The organism is Kutzneria sp. NPDC051319 (assembly GCF_040682195.1).
Classification (GTDB): Bacteria; Actinomycetota; Actinomycetes; order Mycobacteriales; family Pseudonocardiaceae; genus Kutzneria.
In genome coordinates this window covers 1-17855 of record NZ_JBFBAM010000050.1, presented here as the reverse complement: position 1 = coordinate 17855, position 17855 = coordinate 1, and the positions used below count along the sequence as shown (strand labels likewise).

21 protein-coding genes are annotated in these 17855 nt (G+C 69.3%); 12 read left to right on the top strand and 9 right to left on the bottom strand.

Annotated elements, in window-relative coordinates; genetic code table 11:
* Positions 1–8: 8 nt before the first annotated feature.
* Genes galT through AB0M73_RS34575 form a run of 3 tightly spaced genes read right to left on the bottom strand, consistent with a single transcriptional unit; the run spans position 9 to position 3911 of the window.
* Positions 9–1091: a galactose-1-phosphate uridylyltransferase gene (gene galT / locus AB0M73_RS34585; protein ID WP_043730317.1), complete on the bottom strand. Its 1083-nt coding sequence runs from the start codon at positions 1089–1091 to the stop codon at positions 9–11.
* Between the two features lie 20 nt (positions 1092–1111).
* Positions 1112–1918: a DeoR/GlpR family DNA-binding transcription regulator gene (locus AB0M73_RS34580; protein WP_043719415.1), complete on the bottom strand. Its 807-nt coding sequence runs from the start codon at positions 1916–1918 to the stop codon at positions 1112–1114.
* Between the two features lie 4 nt (positions 1919–1922).
* A complete protein-coding gene (locus AB0M73_RS34575; RefSeq protein ID WP_363899850.1) occupies positions 1923–3911 on the bottom strand; it encodes a beta-galactosidase in 1989 nt (662 codons plus the stop codon).
* Between the two features lie 228 nt (positions 3912–4139).
* On the opposite strand from AB0M73_RS34575, the gene AB0M73_RS34570 reads away from it, so the two are divergent.
* The 4 genes from AB0M73_RS34570 (at position 4140) to AB0M73_RS34555 (ending at position 8443) form a co-directional block, all read left to right on the top strand.
* The gene (locus tag AB0M73_RS34570) at positions 4140–5456 is read left to right on the top strand and encodes an ABC transporter substrate-binding protein (protein WP_043719418.1); all 1317 of its coding nucleotides are present in this window, start codon (positions 4140–4142) and stop codon (positions 5454–5456) included.
* 8 nt (positions 5457–5464) lie between these two features.
* The gene (locus AB0M73_RS34565) at positions 5465–6430 is read left to right on the top strand and encodes a sugar ABC transporter permease (protein WP_363899846.1); all 966 of its coding nucleotides are present in this window, start codon (positions 5465–5467) and stop codon (positions 6428–6430) included.
* A complete protein-coding gene (locus tag AB0M73_RS34560) occupies positions 6427–7350 on the top strand; it encodes a carbohydrate ABC transporter permease (RefSeq protein ID WP_363899843.1) in 924 nt (307 codons plus the stop codon). Before AB0M73_RS34565 ends, AB0M73_RS34560 begins: the two co-directional genes overlap by 4 nt.
* A gap of 166 nt (positions 7351–7516) precedes the next feature.
* On the top strand, positions 7517–8443 hold the full coding sequence (locus tag AB0M73_RS34555) for a hypothetical protein (RefSeq protein ID WP_363899840.1): 927 nt from the start codon (positions 7517–7519) through the stop codon (positions 8441–8443).
* Here the strand turns inward: AB0M73_RS34555 and AB0M73_RS34550 are convergent.
* A complete protein-coding gene (locus tag AB0M73_RS34550; protein ID WP_363899976.1) occupies positions 8412–9791 on the bottom strand; it encodes a HAMP domain-containing sensor histidine kinase in 1380 nt (459 codons plus the stop codon). The genes AB0M73_RS34555 and AB0M73_RS34550 overlap by 32 nt on opposite strands.
* Before the next feature lie 2 nt (positions 9792–9793).
* Positions 9794–10489 carry a response regulator transcription factor gene (locus tag AB0M73_RS34545; protein WP_043719423.1) on the bottom strand — a complete coding sequence of 232 codons (696 nt, stop codon included), beginning with the start codon at positions 10487–10489 and terminating at the stop codon, positions 9794–9796.
* Between the two features lie 228 nt (positions 10490–10717).
* Here AB0M73_RS34545 and AB0M73_RS34540 point away from each other — a divergent pair, with 228 nt between their 5' ends.
* The gene (locus AB0M73_RS34540; RefSeq protein ID WP_363899836.1) at positions 10718–11218 is read left to right on the top strand and encodes a hypothetical protein; all 501 of its coding nucleotides are present in this window, start codon (positions 10718–10720) and stop codon (positions 11216–11218) included.
* On the opposite strand, the gene AB0M73_RS34535 is transcribed toward AB0M73_RS34540, so the two are convergent.
* Positions 11148–11759 carry a trimeric intracellular cation channel family protein gene (locus tag AB0M73_RS34535; RefSeq protein WP_363899833.1) on the bottom strand — a complete coding sequence of 204 codons (612 nt, stop codon included), beginning with the start codon at positions 11757–11759 and terminating at the stop codon, positions 11148–11150. The two genes, AB0M73_RS34540 and AB0M73_RS34535, sit on opposite strands and share 71 nt — an antisense overlap.
* Before the next feature lie 74 nt (positions 11760–11833).
* Here AB0M73_RS34535 and AB0M73_RS34530 point away from each other — a divergent pair, with 74 nt between their 5' ends.
* A complete protein-coding gene (locus AB0M73_RS34530; RefSeq protein WP_363899830.1) occupies positions 11834–12496 on the top strand; it encodes a histidine phosphatase family protein in 663 nt (220 codons plus the stop codon).
* Positions 12497–12680: 184 nt separating this feature from the next.
* Here the strand turns inward: AB0M73_RS34530 and AB0M73_RS34525 are convergent, their stop codons facing one another.
* A complete protein-coding gene (locus tag AB0M73_RS34525; protein WP_363899827.1) occupies positions 12681–12932 on the bottom strand; it encodes a type B 50S ribosomal protein L31 in 252 nt (83 codons plus the stop codon).
* A complete protein-coding gene (locus AB0M73_RS34520) occupies positions 12929–14038 on the bottom strand; it encodes a GTP-binding protein (protein ID WP_363899824.1) in 1110 nt (369 codons plus the stop codon). The genes AB0M73_RS34525 and AB0M73_RS34520 overlap by 4 nt, the downstream gene beginning before the upstream one ends.
* Before the next feature lie 98 nt (positions 14039–14136).
* On the opposite strand from AB0M73_RS34520, the gene rpmB reads away from it, so the two are divergent.
* The 6 genes from rpmB (at position 14137) to AB0M73_RS34490 (ending at position 17333) form a co-directional block, all read left to right on the top strand.
* Positions 14137–14376, top strand: a complete 240-nt coding sequence (gene rpmB, locus AB0M73_RS34515) for a 50S ribosomal protein L28 (protein WP_363899821.1) — start codon at positions 14137–14139, stop codon at positions 14374–14376.
* Entirely contained in the window at positions 14376–14540 is a 165-nt protein-coding gene (rpmG, locus tag AB0M73_RS34510; protein ID WP_043719439.1) for a 50S ribosomal protein L33, read from the top strand. The genes rpmB and rpmG overlap by 1 nt, the downstream gene beginning before the upstream one ends.
* Positions 14541–14846, top strand: coding sequence for a 30S ribosomal protein S14 (gene rpsN, locus AB0M73_RS34505; protein WP_363899817.1), 306 nt, complete (start codon positions 14541–14543; stop codon positions 14844–14846). It abuts the gene before it with no gap.
* Between the two features lie 8 nt (positions 14847–14854).
* Positions 14855–15094 (top strand): 30S ribosomal protein S18, encoded by a 240-nt coding sequence (rpsR, locus tag AB0M73_RS34500; protein ID WP_043719443.1) that lies wholly within the window; start codon positions 14855–14857, stop codon positions 15092–15094.
* Between the two features lie 53 nt (positions 15095–15147).
* On the top strand, positions 15148–15783 hold the full coding sequence (gene bluB, locus AB0M73_RS34495; protein ID WP_363899813.1) for a 5,6-dimethylbenzimidazole synthase: 636 nt from the start codon (positions 15148–15150) through the stop codon (positions 15781–15783).
* Between the two features lie 104 nt (positions 15784–15887).
* Positions 15888–17333 (top strand): GGDEF domain-containing protein, encoded by a 1446-nt coding sequence (locus tag AB0M73_RS34490; protein WP_363899811.1) that lies wholly within the window; start codon positions 15888–15890, stop codon positions 17331–17333.
* Positions 17334–17543: 210 nt separating this feature from the next.
* Here the strand turns inward: AB0M73_RS34490 and AB0M73_RS34485 are convergent.
* A partial coding sequence (locus tag AB0M73_RS34485; protein ID WP_363899808.1) for an IS30 family transposase occupies positions 17544–17855 on the bottom strand: 312 nt, incomplete at its 5' end.

Sequence of the window (17855 nt, the reverse complement as noted above, 5' to 3'; positions counted from 1 at the left end):
AATCGGCGTCAGATCGCCCGGAGCCTCTCAGCCACCTGTTCCGGTGTGGTGTCGTTGATCCACACGGCCATGCCCGACTCGGATCCGGCCAGGTACTTGAGCTTGTCGGCGGTGCGCAGGACCGAGAACACCTCGAGGTGCAGCCAGGCCAGGTCACGGCCGGTGCGCACCGGCGCCTGGTGCCAGGCGGCGATGTAGGGCAACGGCTTGTCGTAGAGGCCGTCCAGCCGCCGCAGCACCTCCAGGTACACCACGGCGAAGTCGTCCCGTTCCACATCGGACAAGGCCGGCAGATCGGGCACCTGACGGTGCGGCACCACGTGCACCTCGACCGGCCAGCGCGCGGCCGACGGCACGAAGGCCGTCCAGTGATCGGACGACGCGACGACCCGGGCACCGGCGGCCCGCTCGGCCGCCAGCACGTCGCCGAGAACGTGAGTGCCGTGCGCGGCAAGGTATTCGCCGGCGACCTCCAGCATGCGGGAGGTCTTGGGCGTGACGAACGGGTAGCCGTAGATCTGCCCGTGCGGGTGGCTCAGGGTGACGCCGATCTCCTCGCCGCGGTTCTCGAACGGGAAGACCTGCTCCACGCCGGGCAGCTTGGCGAACGCCTCGGTGCGGTCGGCCCACACGTCGACCACGGTGCGCACCCGGCGCGGGGTGAGCGCGCCGAAGGAGCTGTTGTGGTCGGAGGTGAAGCAGACGACCTCGCAGCGGCCACGGCCGGCGGCCCGCGCCACCATCGGCATGCCGTCCACAGTGGACGGAACCTCGGGCACCGACTCGGCGAACGACGGGAAGCGGTTCTCGAACACCACCACGTCGTAGCTGGACTCGGGCACCTCGGTCGGCCGGCCCGGCGAGCTGGGGCACAGCGGGCACAGGTCGGCCGGCGGCTTGTAGGTGCGGGTCTGCCGGTGCGCCGCGATGCCGACCCACTCGCCGGTCAGCGGGTCACGCCGGACCTCGCTGTGCGGCGCCTGCTCGGGCAGGTCACGGGTGTCGGCGGCGACCCGCTCGGGCACACCCGGCGTGTCGTCGAAGTAGATGATCTCGCGGCCGTCCGCCAACCTCCTTGACGTGCGCCGGATGCTGCTGGTGGATGCCTCGGTCACGCACCGACTCCCTGTTCGTCTGGCTGCTTCGCCTGCTCGGCCAGTCGGAGCTCGCCAACGCTCTCGCCCAACACCTGCCGAGCCTGTTCGGAAAGACCGCTGTCGCTCACTAACACGTCGGCCTCGTCGAGGTCGGCGATGGTGGAGATGCCGACGGTGCCCCACTTGGTGCTGTCGGCGACGACGACCACCCGGCCGGCGGCGTCCACCAGCGCGCGGTTGGTCTCGCTCTCGTTCAGGTTCGGGGTGGTGAAGCCGGCCCGCGGGGCCATGCCGTGCACGCCGAGGAAGACCACGTCCAGGTGCAGCGAGCGCAGGGCCTGCACGGCGACCGGGCCGACCAGCGCGTCCGAGGGCGTGCGCACGCCGCCGGTGAGCACCACGGTCCGGTCGGTGCGGCCGCGCTGCTGGAGCACGTCGGCGACGCGGATGGAGTTGGTGACCACGGTCAGGTCGGGCACGTCGTCGAGGAAGCGGGCCATGGTCCACGTGGTGGTGCCGGCGGACAGGCCGATGGCCGTGCCGGGACGGACCAGGTCGGCGGCCAGCCGCGCGATGGCCTCCTTCTCCGGCAGCTGCCGGACCGACTTGGCCTCGAAGCCGGGCTCGTCGGTACTGCGGCCGCCGACCGTCGTGGCGCCGCCGTAAACCTTTTCCAGCAGTCCCCGGCCGGCCAGCACGTCGAGGTCGCGCCGGACGGTCATGTCCGAGACCCCGAGCCGGACCACCAGGTCGCTGACCTTGACGGCGCCGATCCGCCGGATCTCCTCCAGGATCACCGCCTGCCGCTGCCGTGCGAGCACGTCGTCACACCTCCCGGACCACGGCGACCCCGCCCGCCGGGACCGGCAGACCGCCGGCCGTGTCGACACCGGAGATCAGTTCCACGCCTTCCACCGGCAGGACCACGTCCGCGCCGGTGTGGTTGATCGCCACCAGCCAGGATATCCGTTCCCCGCGTCGCCGCACGACTTCAACCCCCGGCGGGGCGGACACGGTCGGCGTGACACCGGCCCCCGCCAGCACGTCGGACAGCACCGTGACCGCGCTGTCGGCGTCGAGAGTCGTCGCCAGGTACCACGCCACACCCTCGCCGAATTCGTTGCGGGTCACCGCCGGCACGCCGTCCAGAGGACCGTCCACATAGGAAGACACGACCCCACAACCGTTGGCGTGCAGCAGTTCCGACCAGTACGAGGCCGACAGGCCGCCGGTCAGCCGCACGGTGTCGCCGTCGGCCAGCGGGAAGAACTCCTCCACCCTTACGCCGAGCAGGTCACGGAACGCGCCCGGATAACCACCCGGTCGGACGCGCGAGTTCTCGTCGGCGATGCCGGAGAACCACGTCACCAGGGCGTGGCCGCCGGCGCGCACATGGTCCTCCAGCCAGCGGGCCTCGTCGTCGGTGACCTGGTACAGCGCCGGCACCACGACCAGCCGGTAGCCGGTCAGGTCGGCCGACGGCGGCACCACGTCCACCGTGACGCCGAGCCGCCACAGCGCCTTGTACAGGCCGAGCACGGTGGCGTAGTAGTCGAACGCGACGGGATGGGCCGGTTGCTCGGCCGCCCAGGCCGACTCGAAGTCGTAGACCAGCGCCACCTGCGCGTCCACAGTGGACCCGACCAGCTCGGCCAGCCGGCCGTACTCCTCGCCCACCTGGGTGACCTCGCGGAACACCTTGGTGTCCTCGCCGGCGTGCGGCAGCATCGCGGAGTGGAAGCGCTCGGCGCCGGCCCGGGACTGCCGCCACTGGAAGAACAGCGTGCCGTCGGCCCCGCGGGCCAGGTGCGAGTACGAGTTGCGGCGCATCTCCCCGGCCAGCTTGGCGAAGTTGCGCGGCTGCCAGTTCACGGCCGAGGTGGACTGCTCCATCAGCAGCCACGGCTCGCCGCGGGACAGGCCCCGCACGAGGTCGGCCGACAGGGCCAGCTCGATGTGCCGCTCGGGGTCGTCGGCCCGGGTGTAGTGGTCGTTGGAGACGAAGTCGACCTCGGCCGCCCAGTGCCAGTAGTTGAGCGCGGAGAAGGTCCAGTTGGCCATGAAGTTGGTGGTCACCGGCACGTCCGGCGTGAGCTCCTTGAGCACGTCCCGCTCGGCGCAGAACAGATCCAACAGCGCGTCGGAGCAGAACCGAGCAAAGTCCAACACCTGGCCCGGATTCGGCAACGTCGGCGTCACCCGCGGCGGCAGCACCTGGTCCCACGACGAGTAGTGCTGGCTCCAGAAATCGGTGCCCCAGGCCCGGTTCAGGCCGTCGAGGTCGTAGCGGGCGCGCAGCCAGTCCCGGAACACGTCGGCGCAGCGGTCGCAGTAGCAGCGGCTCACGTGACAGCCGTACTCGTTGTTGACATGCCAGGCGGCCAGCGCCGGGTGCTCGCCGTAACGCAGCGCGATCTTTTCGGTCAGCGCGATCGCCCGGTCGCGGTACACCGGCGAGGTCGGGCAGTACTCCTGCCGGGACCCGTGCGACAGCCGCACGCCGTCGGCCCGCACCGGCAGCATGTCCGGGTTCGCGCCGGTCAGCCACGGTGGCGGCGACGCGGTGGCGTTGGCCAGGCACACCCGGATGCCGCCGTCGTGCAGCAGGTCGAGGACCTGGTCCAGCCAGCCGAAGTCGAACCGGTTGTCGGCGACCTCGAGCCGGGCCCAGGCGAAGATGCCGACGCTGACCAGGTTCACCCCGGCCCGCCGCATGAGCTCCACGTCCTGCTTCCAGACGTGCTCGGGCCACTGCTCGGGGTTGTAGTCACCGCCCCAGCTCGGGCTCGCCAGTCCGGTCGGCCATCCGGTCACGGCAGAAGCGTGGACTACACACCCACCAAACGTCAACACACTCAAACAGGCTACGACTTGATAACTGTTACCCCCGTCACCGGCCAATAACCCCTGAGCAGACTGTTCCGACTGGTCTACAGCGAGCAACCAGGCGAAACTGGGTCTTGACATCTGTTGTGACGGGTACAACATTGTGCGCAACTTTGTTTGACTCCGTTGGTTCACACTCAACACGGGAGGGGCCCGATGGCGCGCCCAAGACCAGGCCAACTGCCCACACTCGACCGGCGGTCGGTGCTCAAGGTGCTGCTCGCCGGCGCCGGTCTCGCGGCCGCACCCGGCCTCGTGGCCTGCGGCTCCGGCGGCTCGTCCGCGTCGGACCCCAACACGGTCTCGTTCGGCTCCAACGGCTCCGACGCCAAGCCGAAGCAGGCCTACCAGGCGGTCCTGGACGCCTTCGCCAAGCAGTCCGGCGGTCTCACCGCCAAGGCGAACGTGCAGGACCACCAGGCGTTCCAGCAGAACATCAACAGCTACCTGCAGGGCACCCCGGACGACGTGCTCACCTGGTTCGCCGGCTACCGGATGCAGTTCTTCGCCAACAAGAAGCTGCTGAGCCCGATCGACGACGTGTGGGACAAGATCGGCGCCAACTTCCCGCAGGCGGTCAAGGACCTGTCGAAGAACCCCACGGACGGGCACTACTACTTCGTGCCGATCTACAACTACCCGTGGGGCGTGTTCTACCGGAAGAGCCTGTTCCAGGAGAAGGGCTACACGGTCCCGAAGACGTTCGACGACTTCATCAACCTGGCCAAGAAGATGCAGGGCGACGGGCTGTCGCCGTTCGTGCAGGGCTTCGGCGGCGGCGAGAGCTGGATGCTGCTGGGCACGTTCGACTACCTGAACATGCGCACCAACGGCTACCAGTTCCACATGGACCTGATGCACGGCAAGGAGTCCTGGACCGACCCCAAGGTCAAGAGCGCCATGGACTCCTGGAAGCGCATGCTGCCGTACTACCAGGCGGGCGCCTCCAGCAAGAAGTGGGAGGACGCGTCGGCCGCGCTGGTGAACAAGACCGGCGGCATGATGGTGATCGGCATGTTCGTCGGCCAGTCCTTCACCGACAAGGCCGCGTACGACGACCTGGACTTCTTCGCCTTCCCGGAGATCAACTCGCAGTACGGCACCGACGCCGTCGAGGCGCCGATGGACGGCTTCCTGCTGTCGAAGAACCCGAAGAACCCGGACGGCGCCAAGAAGCTGCTGACCTACCTCGGCAGCGCGGAGGCGGAGGACACCTACCTGTCCATCGACGCCTCGAACCTGGCCGTCAACGAGAAGGCCGACACCAGCAAGTACGGGCCGTTGCAGCAGAAGGCGGTCAAGTTCGTCGCCGACGCCAAGCAGCTGTCGCAGTTCGGCGACCGGGACAGCGACCCGGGCTTCATCCAGAACGTGGTCGAGCCCGCGTTCGCGCAGTTCGTGCAGAGCCCCAACACCTCCGATTCGCTGCTGACCCAGATCCAGTCGCAGAAGTCGCAGTACTTCCAGTCCTGAGGTAGGCCATGACCGTCATCACCGACGCGGCCGAGAACGTGGCGGGAGCCGGCGTGTCCGGCTCCCGCCGCGTGCGCCGGCTCACCGGTAGGGACAAAATCGTGCTCGGCCTGATGGTCGGCATCCCCACCCTGTTGCACATCGTGCTGGTGTGGGTGCCGACCCTCGTGTCGCTGGTGTTGTCGTTCGCGCGCTGGGACGGCATCGGCGGGCTGGCCACGATCCAGTGGATCGGCGTGCAGAACTACATCACCATGTTCACCGTGTCGCCGACCTTCTGGCCGGCGGTCCAGCACAACGTGATCTGGCTGGTGTTCTTCGTGCTGCTGCCGACGCCGTTCGGCGTGTTCCTGGCCTACCAGCTGGACAAGAGCATCCGCTTCACCCGCTTTTACCAGACCGCGATCTTCCTGCCGGTGGTGATCTCCGCCGCGGTGACCGGGTTCATCTGGGAGACGATCTACGACCCGGACAACGGCCTGGTGAACAGCATTCTGGGCACCAACAAGCCCGGCGCGTCCTACATCGAGTGGCTCGGCGACTCCCACCTGAACCTGTGGGCGGTGCTGATCGCGGCCAGCTGGAAGCAGGCCGCGTACATCATGATCCTGTACCTGGCCGGGCTGAAGGGCTTCGACCCGTCGCTGCGCGAGGCGGCGGCGCTGGACGGCGCGACCGAGTGGCAGGCGTTCACCAGGGTCACGTTCCCGGCGCTCAAGCCGATCAACATCATCATCCTGGTGGTGACGATCATCGAGTCGCTGCGCGCCTTCGACCTGGTGTACGTGGTCGCCGGCAGCAACGGCACGAAACCGGGCCTTGAGCTGCTGTCCATCCTGATCGCCAACAACATTCTCGGCGAGTCCAGCCTGATCGGCTACGGCTCGGCGCTCGCGGCGGTGCTGCTGGTGATCTCGCTGGTGCCGATCCTGTCGTACGTGTTCCAGACCTTCCGCAAGGAGCAGCAGCCATGACGGCCGTCGCAGAAGTCCCGGCCGCGACGTCGTCGCGGCCGGCGCCCGCGCAACGGCGCAAGCGGGTCCGGCCGGCTCGCCTTGTGCTGCACGGGTTCCTGACCGTGACCGCGCTGGTGTGGCTGGTGCCGTTCCTCTGGGCCGTCTACACGTCGCTGCGCACCTTCGCGGACACCTCGCAGCACGGCTACTTCTCGATCGCCAGCGCGCTGACGTTCGAGAACTACGAGAACGCCTGGGAGCAGGCGGGCCTGCCGCACTACTTCCTCAACTCGGTGATCATCACCGTGCCGGCCGTGCTGGTGACGCTGCTGTGCTCCGCCTCGGTGGCGTTTTTCGTGTCCCGCTTCAACTTCAAGATCAACCTGGCGCTGCTGATGCTGTTCACGGCGGGCAACCTGTTGCCGCCGCAGGTGATCATCACGCCGTTGTTCCGGATGTACCTGCTCATCCCGCTGCCGGACTGGCTGTCCAACGGCTCCGGGCTGATGTACAACTCCTACCTCGGCGTGATCCTGATCCACGTCGCGTTCCAGAGCGGCTTCTGCACGTTCGTGCTCAGCAACTACATGAAGACGATCCCGCACGAGCTGACCGAGGCCGCGCTCGTCGACGGGGCGTCGGTGTTCCGGCAGTTCTGGCAGATCATCCTGCCGCTGTGCCGGCCCGCCTTCGCCGCGCTGGCCACGCTGCTGACCATCTGGATCTACAACGACTTCTTCTGGGGCCTGGTGCTGTTCGAGACCGGCTCGGACCGGCCGATCACGTCGGCGATCTCCAGTCTGCAGGGCCAGTACTTCAGCAACCAGAACCTGATCGCCGCCGGCGCGCTGCTGACCGCGATCCCCACCCTGGCCATCTACCTGGCGCTGCAGAAGCAGTTCGTCAGCGGCCTCACGCTCGGCGCCAACAAGGGCTGAGCTGGTGCTTGTGCCGCGCGTCGCGCGCGGAGCCGAGGTCGCGCCGGAGACCGGCGCGACCTCGCCCTGACTCACGGGATCATGCCGACCTGAAGTTCACCGTGCCGCACCAACAGGTCAAGGCGCCGCGAACCGATATCGTGGTCGGGAGCCGGGTGGTGTGATCATGCTGCGGATCGGACGTCTCGTCGGCTATGCCGTGGTGCTGGGCTTCATCGGCTACCAGCTGTGGTCCACGCGGGACGATCTGCTCGACAACATCGCCCGGACCGGGCCGGGCCGATGTGCGCTGGCGGTCGTGCTGGCGCTCGCCGGGTCGTTCGCCGGCATGCTGGGCTGGCGGGTTCTGCTGGCCGGCCTGGGCACCAGGCTGCCGGTGGTCACGGCGTCTCGGGTCTACTTCGTGGCCGGGCTCGGCAAGTACCTGCCGGGCGGGCTGTGGCCGGCGTTGGCCCACGCGGATCTCGCGCGCCGGCTGCGTGAGCCGCCCGGCCGGCTGGCCGCCGCTTTCCTCGGCAGCGTCACCCTTTCCACGGTGGCGGGGCTGATCGTGGGGCTGATCGCCGTACCGTCGCTGGCCCAGGGCAGCGGGCTGTGGTGGCTGCTGGTGCCGTTGCTGGCTCTGTGCCTGGTACCGGTGCTCTCGCCGCGGTTGCTGACCAGCTTGGTCGGATTCGGCTACCGGCTGCTCAGGCGTACGGGCGAGCCGCCGGCGCTGCCGTCCCGCGGCGTTGTTGTGCGGGCGGTGGCGTGGATGGCATTGGGCTGGTTGATCACCGGCGTGCACTTCGCCGTGCTGGTCTCGGCGTTCGCGACCGTGGACTGGGCGAGCGCTTCCGTTGCGGTGAGCGCCTTCGTGCTGGCGTCGGTGGCCGGCATCGTCGCGTTCGTGCTGCCGGCCGGGCTGGGCGCCCGTGAGCTCATTCTCGGTTTGTCCATTGGGTTTGCGCTGGACAAGCCGGCAGTGGTCACCGTGGTCGCACTGAGTCGAGTGCTGCTCACGTTGGCCGACCTGATCCTGGCGGCCGCCGCGCAGGTCGCGGACGGCCGCCGTACAGGAGTCAGCCGGCGCTCGGCCGACCAGGAAGCCTGATCGTCATCAGCGCGCCGCCCTCCGGCGCCCGGCCGGCGTAGGCCTTGCCGCCGTGGCGTTCCGCGGCCTGGGCCACGATGGCCAGGCCCAGCCCCGAACCCGGCAGGGTGCGGGCCTCGCTCGACCGGTAGAACCGCTCGAACACATGTGGCAGGTCCGCCTCGGCGATGCCCGGACCGCTGTCGGCCACCTCGATCAGCATCGTGCCGTCGCCGACCGGCTTCATCTCCAGCCGGACTATGCCGTCCGCGGGCGTGAACTTGACCGCGTTGTCGAGCAGGTTGAGCACGGCCCGTTCCAGGGCGTGCGCCTCGCCGAGCAGGTACCACGGCTGCACGCTCACCAGGAACTGCTGGCCCGCGGCCCGCCGACGGGCCCGGTCCAGCGCCCGCTCGACCAGCTCCACCATGTCCACCGGCTCGTGCACGGCCTGCGGGCCGTCCTCACGGGCCAGCTCGACCAGGTCGCCGATGAGGGTGGTCATCTCGGCGATCTGGGCCTGCACGTCGTCGTAGATCTCACGCCGGTCCTCGGCCGACAGATTCGGCGCGCCGGGTTTCTCCGACGCCAACAGCAGTTCGAGGTTGGTGCGCAACGAGGTCAGCGGCGTGCGCAGCTCGTGGCCGGCGTCGCCGACCAGCCGCCGCTGCCGTTCCTGCGATTCGGCCAGCGCGCCCAGCATCGTGTTGAAACTGGTCGTGAGCATGGCCAGCTCGTCGTCGCCGGTGACCGGGATCGGACGCAGGTCGCCCGTGGCCGTGACGTGATCGGTCGCCTGCCGCAGCCGGGTCACCGGTCGCAGACCACCTTGCGCCACAGCGGTTCCCGCCAGCGCCGCGACGAGCACGCCGCCGATGCCCACGAACACCAGCACCAGCGCCAACTTCTGTAGCAGCTGCTCGGTCGGCTTGAGCGACTGGGCCACCAGCAGCGCCACGCCCGGCGCCACGTTGCACACCATGACCTGGTTGTCGGTCGCCACGTCCTTGCGGACCGAGGTGCAGCCGTCCTGCTTCAGATAGGACTGCTCGTTGGTGGTCAGCTTGGGCAGCGGCAGGGTGTCGTTGTTGGTGCGCACCTGGCCGGTGATCGTGAACTCGGCGACGATCAGGTCCTTCGAGCCCACCGGCACCAGGGTGGTGTCGCTGCCCTGGTAGCGGTGGATCGTGTCCAGCGCGTTGTTGGCCGTGGACTGGATGGACAGCTCGACCTGGCTGTAGAGATTGCTGCTGACGACCATGAACGCGCCGACCGAGGCCAGCGCCACCGCGCCGGCGACACAGATGGCCGTGAGCAGGATCACCCGCGAGCGCAGCGAGACGTTCCGTCTGCCCTCGACGTGGGGCATCGTCACGGAGGGGTCTCCCTGAGCACGTAGCCAACTCCGCGCACCGTGTGCAGCAGCCGCGGCTCGCCGTCGGCCTCGGTCTTTCGCCGCAAGTAGCCGACGTAGACCTCCAGGGCGTTCCCGGAGGTCGGGAAGTCGTAGCCCCATACGTCCTCCAGGATCCGGCCCCGGGTGAGGACCTGCTTGGGGTGCGCGAGGAACAGTTCGAGCAGGCTGAACTCGGTGCGGGTGAGGCTGATCGACCGCTCCCCGCGGCGCACCTCCCTGGTCCCCGGGTCCAGCTCCAGATCGGCGAAGCGCATCGTCGCCGACGGGGCGTTGGCCGCCGCGTCGTCGGCCACCGCGCGGCGCAGCAGCGCCCGCAGCCGGGCCAGCAGCTCCTCCAGCGCGAACGGCTTGGGCAGGTAGTCGTCCGCCCCCGCGTCGAGGCCGGCCACCCGGTCCGACACGGCGTCACGGGCCGTGAGCACCAGGATCGGCAGGTCGTCGCCGGTGCCCCGCAGCCGCCGGCACACCTCCAGCCCGTCCAGCCTCGGCATCATGACGTCGAGGACCATCGCGTCGGGACGCTGCGCGGTGACGGCCTCCAGCGCCTGCTGGCCGTCGCCGGCCAACTCGACCTGGTAGCCGTTGAACTGCAGCGAGCGACGGAGCGACTCGCGCACGGCCCGGTCGTCGTCCACTACGAGGATGCGCATAAAGGAAGTGTTACCTGCGGTCCTGAGAGGTGCCTGAGAGGGAGCCAAGGACAGACACAATTTCACCGACCGGGTGATGTGCTCGCTTGACCACCCTCCGTGACCGCACGTGAGTGGCTCCCTTCGCATCCAGGCGCACCTGAGCCACTCAGGTGTCCCGCAAAACGCACGTGAGCCACTCACGTGCGGGCTTGACCTCTACCTAACGTGAGGTTCCATCATCGGCGTATGGAACTGCCCGACTTCGCCCGCCCGGACGTCGCGGGCATCGTCATCCGCACCTGGCGCACCGACGACCAGCTCCGCGCGGCCGACGCGGCCGTGAAGACCTGGCGGTCGCGGCCGTGGCCGTCGGACTGCCTGACCCGCAGCGTGCTGCTCGGCGAGGACGGCCGGCTGGTCATGCACTACGAGCAGTGGAACAGCCACCAGCTCGGCTACCGGCTGGTAGACGCGACCCCGGGCTGCTCGTCGGAGATCGTCATCGTGTCCTTCGGCGTCAGCAAGGTGGCCCGGCAGCGGCGGCTGGTCGACCTGATGCGTGCTCACGTCACGCCCGGGACCTACCTGCACGCCAGCACCGACGGCGCCGGCGTGGTGGCCTGGACGGGCCGTGACACGTGGTCCGAGCTCGACGAGCTGCCGTGGGTGGAACGCCTCAGCTCGCAGCGTTTTCGCCCGCACGCGGCACTGGCGCATTCCAGTGCCGCCACAGCGCGATCAGCCTGATCGCCACCACCAGCGCCGAGCCGATCACCGTGCCCCACAGGTCCGGAATCCTCAGGTAGGCCGCGATCGGCACCACCACCGCGCCGGCCAGCGCCGCCACCGCGTAGATCTCCTTGCGCAGCACCATCGGGATCTCCCGCAGCAGCACGTCCCGGATCGCACCGCCGCCGATGCCCACCGTCATGCCGATCAGGCAGGCCGTGTAGGCCGGAACCCCGTGCTGCATGGCCGTTGTCGTGCCGGCGGTGACGAACACGCCGAGGCCGACCGCGTCCGCCAGCAGCACCGCCCTGCGCAGACGGGCAACCTGCGGGTGGAAGAAGAACACCGCGATTCCCGTCACCGCCGCCGTGAGCAGGTAGGGCCAGCTACGCAACGTGGTCGGCGGGTGGATGCCCAGCAGCACGTCCCGAATGATGCCGCCGCCCAGCGCCGTCGTCAGACCCATGACGACCACGCCGAACACGTCCAGCCGGGCGCGCACCGCGGCGAGCGCGCCGGACGCCGCGAACGCGACTAGACCGATCAGCTCAATGACCACGGTTGCGCAGCGTACGGGTTTTACTATCCGTAGAGGCGGATGCTCCGGTTGGAGCCGACCGGAGAATGGGAAGCATGCGGATCATCCTGGTACGGCACGGGGAGAGCCTCGGCAACGTCGACGAGCTGGCGTACTGCCGGATCCCCGACCACGCGCTGCCGCTCACCCTCACCGGCGAACGGCAGGCCGCCGACACCGCGCCGGCCATCAGGGCCCTGATGGCGCCCGGGCCCGTCGCCGCCTACGTCAGCCCCTACCTGCGGACCCGGCAGACCTTCGAACTGCTCGGCGTGCGGGACCTGACCGAGCGCATGGTCGCCGAGCCGCGGCTGCGGGAGCAGGACTGGGGCAACCTCCAGGACCCCGTCGAGCAGGAGGTGCAGAAGCGCCTGCGGCACGAGTTCGGGCACTTCTTCTACCGGCTGCCCCACGGCGAGTCCGGCGCCGACGTCGACGACCGCGTCGCCAGCTTCCTGGCCGAGCTGGAGCTGCGCATGCTCCAGCAGGCCAACCACCCCGAAACCGTGCTCGTGGTGTCCCACGGCTTGGCCATGCGCCTGCTGTGCCGACGGCTGTTCTCGTGGAGCATCGAGCTGTTCGAGTCCCTGTCCAACCCCGGTCACTGCGAGTTCCGCGTGCTGGAGCGGAATCCCTCCGGGGAGTGGACCATCGACCGCCCCTTCGGCCAGTGGCGCCAGTCCCCCGACGGCTCCACCCAGAAAACCTCGGTGCGCTGAGGGCTTTCCGCCCTCGTGCCGCGCCGCCCGCCGAGCACCGCCCCTGGTCGCGTCGGAGGCTCCCAGCCTAGCCCCGAGCCCCCTCAGCCCCCTGTTTTCTGCCACGTGCGCTTCCCACTTGCGTCCAAGGCGCAAGTGGGAAGCGCATGTGGCAAGGCACGGCAACCGCCTGCTCGAACTCGTCCTAGCGGGTCCTCTTTCCGTAGCGGCGGTTGAACTTCTCGACGCGGCCGGCGGTGTCGACGAGACGCTGGGCGCCGGTCCAGAAGGGATGGGAGTCGGCGGTGATGTCGACCACGAGCAGCGGATAGGTGTTGCCGTCGGTCCACTCGACGGTGCGGTCCGAAGTGGCGGTCGACCGGGTCAGAAACGACGTCCCGGTCGAGGAGTCCTGGAACACCACGGGGTGGTAGTCAGGGTGGATGCCCTTTTTCATCGCAGTTCGTCCTCACGGTCGGTGAACAGGTACGGGTCGTGGTATCCGTCCCAAGCGGACAGTCCGGCCGCCAGCTCGGCGTCGGTGACGAGGGCCTCGTGCAGCGCGGCGGTGATCTCGGCGTGGTCGGCGCCGTCGGTGAGCACGACGAACTCCTGCCCACGGTCGCCGTAGTACGGATCCCAGTTCAGGGCGGCCATGGCGCGGCGGTCGTCGTCCACGCCGTCCCAGTCGTCGATGGCGGCCAGCCACGGACCGGCATGCCCGATCTGAAGGCCGCCGCCGGCCGACTCCAGCCACAGCGCGGTGTCCGGCCGGCTGGCGAGCCAGAAGCGGCCTCTGGTGCGCACAACGCCGTCAAGGAGCACATTGATTGCGGCGTGGAAGCGTTCCGGATGGAACGGTCGGCGCTCGCTGAACAGCAGCAGTTCGAAGCCGTCCTCGCGGTGCAGCGGCGGTTCGCCGCGCAGCAGCGGCCCGTGTGCGCTGTCGGGACGGCCACGGCGGGCGTTGGCCGGCAGCTTCCCGAGCCAGTCCGTGCCGCCCAGCGGCACACGCAGCGCGGTCGGTGCCAGCCGGCGGAACACGGCATCGAGTCGGCCGGCCGGGCCGGTGAGCACGAGCACGTCGGCGAACTCGGCCTGACCGACGGCGACCTGGGCGACGGTGCGCTCGTCGTCGGCGCTGCCACCGAGGCCGCGTTCGTGCATCGAGTCGTCACCGGTGGCGTCTTCGAGCCACTGCTCGTGGTCGACGGCGGTGACCACGGCCTGCACGCGTGACCGATCCAGCGCCCAGCAAATCGGCTCCGGCTCCATGCGCGGGTCGAGGTGCAGCACGATCCGGCTCACGTCGTCCCGCGCGGACAACCGCTCGACCAGCGGCAACAGGTCCTCGCGGAGCGTGCAGGACACGCAGCCGTGCCCCAGTTCGAGCACGGTCCAGGTGTCCTCGCCGCGGTGCCGCAGCCGTCGCCGCACCACACCCTCGGTCACGCGGCACAGGTCGTGGTGCACGACGGCCGTGCCGTCGCCGGCCAGTTCGTCGGCCACGCGCTCGGCCGCCGCCACCGCCAGGCCGCCGACCAGCACGATCGGTACGGACACGAGCCCTCCAGTTGAGAACGATTTCCATCTTCGGTAGCGGCCAGGCTACCCTGCCGAGGGAATTTTTGAAAACGAATGTCGTTACAAGGAGGTGCAGCATGGCCAAGCGCTGCCAGGTGACCGGGGCCCGCCCGGGCTACGGCAAGCAGGTGTCGCACTCGCACCGGCGGACGTCCCGCCGGTGGGAGCCCAACCTCCAGCGCCGCCGCTACTGGGTGCCGTCGCAGCGGCGCTGGGTGACGCTGCGACTGTCCGCCAAGGCGATCAAGACCATCGACCGCAAGGGGATCGACGCGGTCCTGGCCGGAATGGGTGTTCTAGCCCGGAAGGAGTCGTAATGGCTCGCAACGAGGTTCGACCGATCGTGAAGCTGCGTTCCACCGCGGGCACCGGCTTCACCTACGTGACGCGCAAGAACCGCCGCAACGACCCCGACCGCATGGTGCTGCGCAAGTTCGACCCGGTGGCCCGCAAGCACGTCGACTTCCGCGAGGAGCGCTGAATGGCGAAGAAGTCCAAGATCGCCAAGAACGAGCGCCGTCGGGAGACCGTCGCCCGCTACGCGCAGCGGCGGGCCCAGCTCAAGCTCGTCGCCTCCTCCCCGACGGCGACGTCGGAGGAACGCGAGGGCGCCGCGCTCGGTCTGCAGAAGCTGCCCCGCGACGCCAGTCCGACCCGGCTGCGCAACCGGGACGCGGTGGACGGCCGGCCGCGCGGCTTCTTCCGCAAGTTCGGACTGTCCCGGCTGCGGCTGCGTGAGGCGGCATACCGGGGCGAGCTGCCTGGCGTCAGCAAGTCGAGTTGGTGAGGGGACCCATGGCGAAGACCGATCGGCGCCCGCCCAAGCGCAAGGTGAACCTGCTGCGCCGCGAGGGTGTGACCCGAGTGGACTGGAAGGACGTGACGCTGCTGCGCAAGTTCATCTCCGACCGTGGCAAGATCCGTTCGCGCCGCGTGACCGGGCTGACCCCGCAGGAGCAGCGCGAGGTCGCCACCGCGATCAAGAACGCGCGTGAAATGGCCTTGTTGCCCTATCCGGGACCTTCGCAGCGCTGAGATACATCACACGCGCTTCCTGCTTGGCCGTATGCGTCAAGTAGGAAGCGCATGTGCATCCTCTCTATGACGTGCTCTACCGCAGGCGGGACACCCGCCGCGAGTTCACGGGCGAGCCGATCGACCCTGCCGTGCTGGAACGTGTGCTGCGGGCCGCCCACGCGGCGCCGAGTGTCGGGCTCTCCCAGCCGTGGGACTTCGTGCTCGTCTCGGACGAACGGGTCCGCCGCGAGTTCCGTGATCACGTGCTCGCCGAACGCGGTGTGTTCCAGGCCTCACTGGATCCCGAGCGAGCCACCGTGTTCGACCGCATCAAGATCGAGGGTGTGCTGGAGTCCAGCCTCGGCGTCGTCGTCTGCTACGACCCTTCACGTGGCTCGCCGGCGGTGCTCGGCCGGCACGCCATTGCCGACGCCGGCCTGTACTCGGTGTGCCTGGCCATCGAGAACCTGTGGCTGGCCGCGACCGCCGAGGGACTCGGCGTCGGCTGGGTCAGCTTCTACCGTGAGGACTTCCTGCGCCGGCTGCTCGGCGTGCCCGCCGGGGTGCGCCCGGTGGCCTGGCTGTGCCTCGGTGGCGTGCGCGACCTGCCCGAAGTTCCCGATCTGGAACGACACGGGTGGCGTGAACGGTTGCCACTCGATGACGTTGTCCACCATGAGCGGTACGGTCAACGGCCAGGCCGGTAGCCTGGCCCGAGCCGAACCGCATCGAAGAAGCAGGGGACGTCGAGGACCCAGTGGAGCAGGACGATTCGCTCGTAGGGGGACAGCTCCCGCAGCAGGATCAGCGTGTGCGCCTGCTGCTCAACGCTGGCCGCCTCGGCGAGGCGAACACCCTCTTCGAGCAGGTCGTCTCCCGAGGTCCGACCAGCTCGGACCGGTGGGGCCGGTCCTATCTGCTCGTGCACCGCGCGACCATGGCGTGGCGGCTGCGCCGCATCCCGCTCGCGTTGGAGCTGGCCGCCGAGGGCTGGACCGAGATGGACTCCGAGCGGCCCACCGGCGTGCTCGCGTGCCGTGCGCTCGGGCAGCTCGGCTACCTGCTGGAGGGCATCGGCCACCGGCGGGCCGCGTTGGACATGGTGCGGCTGGCGCTGCACGTGGCCCGTGAGGTCGGCGATCCCTCCGCGCTCGCGCAGTGCCTGCAGCGGCTCGGCGGCACGCTCAACTTCCGTGCCATCGACGGCAAACCCGTCAACGCGCACGAGATCTTCGGTGAGGCGCGGCAGCATCTGGGCGAGGGGCTGACGCTCGTCGGCAAGGACGATGTGAGCTACTGGCCGCTGCTCGGCGCCTACTCCCGTTCCCTGGCCGGCACCGGCGATCTGGAGCTGGCCGCGCGGCATGCCGCCGAGGTGCTCGATCACGGCCTGGAGATCGACGACCTGTGGACGGTCGCCGTCGGGAACTGGGTTCTCGGCTGCGTGCACAGTGGTCTCGGCGAGCTCGTGCAGGCGCGGACCCTGGCCAGCCGGGCCGTCAGCGCCGCCAACAAGATCAATGACAACTCCCTGCTGCTGCGGTTCTCCCTCGACCTCGCCGACGTCTGCGCGGCCATGGAGGACGAGGTCGGCGAGGCCGCCGCATTGCGGTGCAGCGTGGCCGCCAGCCGGATCGCCACCGAGACCTTGCAGGAGGGGCTCGGGCAGGCGTTGGAGCAGCGGCGGCTGGCCGTGCAGGCGCAGAAGCTCGCCATGGCCGCGCAGGAGGCCGCCGCCCGGGATCCCCTGACCGGCTTGGCCAACCGGCTCGGTCTGGAGCGCTCCGCCCAGCAGCTGTTGGAGGGCACCGCTTCCCAGGGCAAGGTGCCGTGGCTCGTGCTCGTCGACGTCGACTGGTTCAAGGACGTCAACGACGACGCCGGTCACGCCGCCGGCGACGCCGCCCTGCGGGAGATCGCCCGGCTGCTGCGCCGTGAGTGCCGTGCCGCCGACCTGGTCGCCCGCTGGGCCGGCGACGAGTTCGTTGTCCTGCTTGGCGACGCCGGCCCCGGCACCGACGTCGGCCCCGCCGTCGCCGAGCGCATCCGCGCCGCCGTCGACCAGCACGACTGGCGCATCGTGCTCGGCACCGCCCGCCGCCCCACCGTCTCCATCGGCGTCGCCGGCGGCCCCGCCAAGCTCGACCAGCTCTTCGCCGCCGCCGACATCGCCCTGTACCGCGCCAAACGCCAGGGCCGCAACCGCGTCGAGGTCCACGAGACCATGGCCCGTCTCGGCGAGCTCTCGGAGAGCTGACCCGGTTCGCACCGGCCTTATCCCGCGTTGACACTCCACTTGCAACTTGCACTCCGCAAATCTCCCCCTGTTATCCACACCCCCCACCGCATTCGCCGTTCGTCCACAGGCGACTCGTCACCAAGATCCACCAGCGGCCGGCGTGGGTAGGATGGGTTCGGGGACGCCCCCCGGGATGGGTGGTTTCTAGCGGTCGTTGCAACACTGCTGCTAGCCGGTGCTGGTGAGCAATGCTGTCATGCGTTCGGCCGGGCTGTCCCATCCCAACGTCATACGGGGTCGGTCGTTGAGTTCGGCCGCGACCGCGTCCAGATGCTCGGCGGTGTGGACCGACAGGTCGGTGCCCTTGGGGAAATACTGGCGTAGCAGGCCGTTGGTGTTCTCGTTGGAGCCGCGTTGCCACGGCGAGTGCGGGTCGCAGAAGTACACCGGCATCCCCGTGGCGGCGGTGAACTGGCCGTGCAGGTGCATCTCGCTGCCCTGATCCCACGTCAACGACCTGCGTAGCTGCGCCGGCAGGGT